Source organism: Streptomyces sp. NPDC101191, assembly GCF_044767915.1.
Classification (GTDB): Bacteria; Actinomycetota; Actinomycetes; order Streptomycetales; family Streptomycetaceae; genus Streptomyces.
Window position 1 is genome coordinate 718,954 of the sequence record NZ_JBIWOU010000001.1, and the last position, 5,290, is coordinate 724,243.

At 74.0% G+C, this 5,290-nt stretch carries 6 protein-coding genes; 1 reads left to right on the forward strand and 5 read right to left on the reverse strand.

Translation table 11 applies throughout. The features are described from left to right. Positions 1-156: 156 nt before the first annotated feature. The 4 genes from ACIRQF_RS03225 to ACIRQF_RS03240 all read right to left on the reverse strand — a co-directional run bounded on the left by ACIRQF_RS03225 (position 157) and on the right by ACIRQF_RS03240 (position 3,327). On the reverse strand, positions 157-489 hold the full coding sequence (locus ACIRQF_RS03225) for a hypothetical protein (RefSeq protein WP_404088370.1): 333 nt from the start codon (positions 487-489) through the stop codon (positions 157-159). A 434-nt stretch (positions 490-923) separates the two neighbouring features. Continuing rightward, complete coding sequence (locus ACIRQF_RS03230; RefSeq protein ID WP_404088372.1) at positions 924-1,556, reverse strand: hypothetical protein; 633 nt, start codon at positions 1,554-1,556, stop codon at positions 924-926. 193 nt (positions 1,557-1,749) lie between these two features. Beyond that, on the reverse strand, positions 1,750-2,118 hold the full coding sequence (locus ACIRQF_RS03235; RefSeq protein WP_376628237.1) for a PRC-barrel domain-containing protein: 369 nt from the start codon (positions 2,116-2,118) through the stop codon (positions 1,750-1,752). A gap of 222 nt (positions 2,119-2,340) precedes the next feature. Further along, positions 2,341-3,327 carry a glutathione S-transferase family protein gene (locus ACIRQF_RS03240; RefSeq protein WP_404088373.1) on the reverse strand — a complete coding sequence of 329 codons (987 nt, stop codon included), beginning with the start codon at positions 3,325-3,327 and terminating at the stop codon, positions 2,341-2,343. A 199-nt stretch (positions 3,328-3,526) separates the two neighbouring features. On the opposite strand from ACIRQF_RS03240, the gene ACIRQF_RS03245 reads away from it, so the two are divergent. Further along, a complete protein-coding gene (locus ACIRQF_RS03245; protein WP_376628240.1) occupies positions 3,527-4,327 on the forward strand; it encodes a VOC family protein in 801 nt (266 codons plus the stop codon). Between the two features lie 211 nt (positions 4,328-4,538). On the opposite strand, the gene ACIRQF_RS03250 is transcribed toward ACIRQF_RS03245, so the two are convergent. Next, positions 4,539-5,054, reverse strand: a complete 516-nt coding sequence (locus ACIRQF_RS03250; protein ID WP_404088375.1) for an ATP-binding protein — start codon at positions 5,052-5,054, stop codon at positions 4,539-4,541. Positions 5,055-5,290 lie beyond the last annotated feature (236 nt).

Consider the following 5,290-nt stretch of genomic DNA (forward strand, 5'->3'; position numbering starts at 1 on the left):
CGCGCCGGCACCCCCCCGGGGGGGGGGGGGGGGGCGGGCCGGCGGGGGGGGGGGGGGGGGGGGCGGGGCGGGGGCGCCCCCCCCCCCGCCCCCCCCCCCCCACCGCAGGGGATCCCTCGCGCTGTTCCGCCCTCAAATGTCCACGAGGGCGCGGGATCACGCCCGGAGCAGACGTTCCGTGACCTCACGGTAGGTCTGCAGGGTGAGGCGGAGCTGCTCGGTGTCGGGACCGGGCCCCACCGGGTTGCCGTTCGCCTGCCAGCCCGCCGACAGCGCGGCACGGCGGTCCCGGAGGGAGGCGATGAGCTGTCGCTCCGCCTCGGCGAGGACCTCGGCCGCCTCCGCGACCGAGTCCCGGGGCCCGTCCACGAAACCCGCGAGGGCGTGGTGCAGCCGCTGCCCGATGCGGTCGCGTTCGGCGTCACCGAGCAGCGGGCCGGCCGGACCTCCGCCGTCGTGCGCGGCCTGCCCCTGTCCCGTGCCGGACACGGGACTGCGGGGAACTCCGTCAGCGTTGTCCTGACCACGACCGTCGCCGACGGCGGGAGTGCCGCCCGACCGGCTCGCCGTGTCCCGCCCGCGCGGCGCGGCGGGGGTCGCGGCGGGAGCGTGCGTGCGGCTCCTGCCGCTCCGGCCCGTGGCACCGGGGGCTTCGGACGGGACTGCGGGCGGGGGTGTCTCCGGACGAGGCGTCACCGAAGGCGGGGCAGGCGGCGGGGACGTGGGGACCGGCGGTGCGGCGGGAGGTGTCGCCGGAGGGGCGGCACGCCGGGCGGTCCCGGCCACGGGGTCTCCCCCGTGCCCCGTGGGGGCCTGCCCGTCGGCGCTGCCCGACGGGCCCGGGGCCGTGGGGCTCGCGAACTCACGCCGTGCCTCGGCATCGCTCTCGGCCGCCGTCCGACGTTCACGGTCCTCGCGTGCCATCACGCACCACTCCCCTTCGGCTTGAGCAGATGCCGGCGGTGCCGACCGGCCACGGGGCGGCTCCGGACCGCCTCGGGGCCGGTCGTGCTCCCCGGCGCCGTCAGATCCTCGAACAGGTCACGGGCGCGGACCAGCGCCTCGCGCAGCTCCTCGGTGGAGGCGGATGCGGAATGCGCCGCGCGGCGCAGCGTGCGCAGGCCCTCCACGTGGTGCGGGTGGTGCACCGACAGGGCGGCGAGCTGGTCCTCGGGTCGGTCGGGATCCGGGAAGCCCCGGGTCGCCGCGACCCGCGTGAGAAGTTCGTCGGCGTCGGCCACGGCCTGCCGCGGCGCGTCGACGAAGCGCTCCTGGAGCATGGTCCATTGAGCAACGTAGTGCTCGCGGACCGCCGCCTCCAGGGGCAGCGGGCGGATGCCGCCGTACCGCTCCACCCGCTCGCGCAGGTCACGGTCGGCGGACTCGGCGTTGCCGCCGTGCAGTTCGAGGGCACGCCCGTACTCGGGGCCGAAGCGTCGCCTGAGGGCTCTCGTGCCGCTGCCCCTGCCCGTGCGGGCCCGGAGCAGGACACCGGCCGTCAGGAGGAGCGCGGCGACTACCGCTGCGATGATGAGAACTGCGGTCAGGGTCGACATGACTGCCTTCCTGGACGGTGATGACTCCTGGCTGCTCGTCACTGTTTGCTGGGCGCCTGTCGATTCGCCTTGCCGCTTCTCGAGGCGGCAAACCCCGGGCGCGCCCGTGTCGGCGCAGTGGCGGGAGCGGCTGCGGCCGGACAGGCGGGAGGCCCCGGACTCACCGAGCCCGGGGCCTCCTTCGTGCGTGGCGTCAGAAGGGGGAGCCGCCGAGGGGGCCGCCCAGGCCGTAGTACGTGGACAGCTCGTCCCGGTACCCGGGCTCACCGAGGTGCTTGTCGCGGTGGAACTCGGGAGCGTCCTTGATCTGCGCCTTGGTCCGGTCCACGAAGATCTTCCTGTCGTCCAGGTCGATCCGCACCACGGTGCTCGCGGGAAGGAGGACCTCCTTCCCGAAGATCCACACTCCGGTGTCCACGACCAGATAGGAGTCGTCCACCTCGTCGGAGTGCACGTCCACCTTTCCGATGCTGCCGTCGGTCGCCTCGACCTTGTAGCCGGTCAGGTCGGTGCCGGCCAGATGGCCCGAGGTCGACTTGAAACTCCACCCGTGCTCAGTCACGCGAAAACAACTCCTCCGGTAGCCGGGGACGGCCGGTGCCGCCGTCCCCCTTTCCGTCGTCGGTGCCTGGCGGGACGCGTTCCCGCCTGGGCCCCGCCTGCCCCGCACCGCGCGACCCATTCCCCGCCGTTCCGCATGACGCCCGCCGGGCTCGGCGCTCCGTTTCGCTTTCCCTCCGCTCGATGCGGAGGCGCAAGGTGCTGTCCGCGCGCCGCCCGGCGCTCAGGCGAGCGGGGGCACCCGCTCGGACTCGGGCGGCGGACCGGGCGGGGTGCCGTCGCCGAACGGGCGCCCGCCGAGCTCGTGCCGGGCGTGCGGGGTGAGCCAGCCACGGGTGTCCGGGCCCTGCGGGACGATTCCGGTCGGGTTGATGGTGTGGTGGACCACGTAGTAGTGGGCCTTGATCTGCGCGAAGTCGATCGTGTCGCCGAAACCGGGGGTCTGGAAGAGGTCTCGGGCGTAGGCCCACAGCGCGGGCAACTCGGTCAGCTTCTGCCGGTTGCACTTGAAGTGGCCGTGGTAGACGGCGTCGAACCGGACCAGGGTCGGGAAGAGCCGGACGTCGGCCTCGGTGATGGTGTCGCCCACCAGGTACCGCCGGCGCGCAAGCCGGTCCTCGAGCCAGTCGAGCCGCCGCCACAATCGCCGGTAGGCCGCGTCGTACGCCTCCTGCGTACCGGCGAAACCGCACTGGTAGACGCCGTCGTTCACGTCCTGGAAGACCTTCTCGGCGACGTCGTCGATCTCGTCGCGCAGTTTCTCGGGGTAGAGGTCGGGCGCGCAGTCGCGTTGGTGTGCCCTCCACTCCCTCCCGAGATCGAGTGTCATGCGGGCGAAGTCGTTGGTCACCACCTGGCCCGTGGGGATGTCGACCAGCGCGGGCACCGTGATGCCGCGCGCGTAGCCGGGGTCGCGCGCGAAGAACGCCTCCTGCAGTCGCTCGACACCGAGCACCGGGTCCCTGCCGCCGGGGTCCATGTGGAAGGACCAGCTGCGGTCGTCGTGGATCGGCCCGGCGATCCCCATGGAGAGCACGTCCTCGAGTCCCATCAGCCTCCGGACGATCGCCGCTCGGTTCGCCCAGGGACAGGCCCGCGCGATCACCAGGCGGTAGCGCCCGGGCTCCACGGGCCAGCCGTCGCGACCGTCGGCCGTGACGCGTGTCGTGAGGTAATGCCGGTCCCGCCTGAACTCTCCGTCGCCAGCCACGCCCCGAGCGTACGGGCACCCGCGACCCCGCGCGAGACGGTGCGAAGGGCCGGGGTCGGCGCCGGCGTTCCGTCCACCTCGTGGCCCCGGGGGGGGAGGAGACGGCTGCCCCGGGACGGTGTCGGGCGCGTCACCGGGGGCGACCGCAGGCCGCCGGTGGCAGGGTGGGCTCGTACGGGATCTGTGAAAGGGAACACCGATGATCACCACCGACTTCGCCCCCGGCTCCCCCTGCTGGCTCGACCTCGGCGCCCCCGACGTCCCCGCCGCCGCGGCCTTCTACGGCACCGTCCTCGGCTGGGACTACGAGCCCATGGGCGGCGCCGGGGAGGACATGGAAGGCGGCATGTTCCGCAAGGACGGCAAGATCGTCGCCGGCCTGGGCAAGCTCACCGAGAAGGGCGCCCGCTCCGCCTGGATGATCTACTACAGCGTCACGGACGCGGACGCCACGACCGAGGCCGTCGAACGGAGCGGCGGCACGGTGCGGGTCGCTCCGACGGACCTCGACGAGTGGGGACGCATGGCCCAGTACAGCGACCCGCTCGGAGGGCAGTTCGCCGTCTGGCAGCCCGGCACGAACAAGGGCGTCGAGCTCGTGGACGCCCCGGGCTCACTGTCCTGGACCGAGCTCTACACGAGCGACGCCGCGGCCGCCCGGGAGTTCTACGGCAGCGTCTTCGGCTGGCAGTACTCCGACATGGAGATGCCGGGCGGCGGAGGGACGTACACCCTCGTCACCGCTGCCGGCCTGCCCCGGGAACGGATGCACGGCGGACTCATGGAAGTCCCCCGGGAGAACCTCGCCCTCGCCGGCGGCCGCCCGTACTGGCACCCGGTCTTCGACGTCGCCGACTGCGACGCCGCGATCGCCAAGGTCAAGGAGAACGGCGGCAGCATCCAGATGGGCCCGGACGACGCCGAGGACGTCGGCCGCCTCGCCGTCTGCCTCGACCCGTCGGGGGCCGACTTCGTGGTTCTGACCCCGACGCAGAAGTGAGCTCGCGCGGCCCGTCATGCCGGCGGGCGACGAGCCGCGTGCTCTCACCCCCCTTCGACGGAACCACCGGCGGCGCCTGCCCGTGCGGGCCGCGTCCGGCCCGGGGCAGGTGTCCCGCGCATGGCGGGCGTCCGGCCCGGGGCGGGCGGCCGGCGCGACACCCGTGCGCCACGGGAGCGGCCGGACCCCGAACCGCAAGGGCGGTATTCCGTCAGTACCGGAGCGCCAGTTCGACGCTGACATGGGTACCGCCGCCCGGGAACCGGACGCGGCACCGGGTGGCGTACGCCTCCACGAGCTGCAGGCCGCGCCCGCCGCAGGCGAGCCCGTCCTCGTAACGGGGACGGCGGGTGCGCGGGCGTCGCCACCGCCCGTTGTCCCTCACGTCGACCGTCAGCACCGTGGCGTCGTCGGAGAGGGAGAGCAGCAGGACGACGTCCGCGCTCCCGCTGTGCCGCACGGCGTTGCCCACGAGTTCGCTCACCACCAGCTCCAGGGCTCCGTCGACGGTACGAGGCAGGGCCCAGCGCAGTGCCTGGGCACGGGCGAACCTGCGCAGCGCGGGCACCGAGGCGGAAGTGGCGGCCGCGACGCAACCGGCTGTCCGCCTCCCGCCACGCGGCAGGTCCGAGCGGCCCTGGGCCGGGAGAACCCCGGCGGGGTGGCTCGCGGGGCCCGGCACCGGCTCGGAACCGGGGATCGGGCGGATGTGCGGAGCGGTGAGCATCGGGTCTCCCGAGAGCTGCGTGAGCGATCCCCCTGGCTCTTCCACGGTCGCCGCAGCCGCTTCGGGAAACCATCCGGATGCGTGGTCCTTAGGGGTACGCAGATTCCGGGGCCGTGCGTGGGTGACTGCGGGGGCGGTGCGTGGTCCCAGTGCCGGATACGCGGACCACGGCGCCGTGCGTGGCCGGCTGGGGCGGTGCACGGTCCCTGTGCCGGGTACGCGGACTCCGGTGCCGG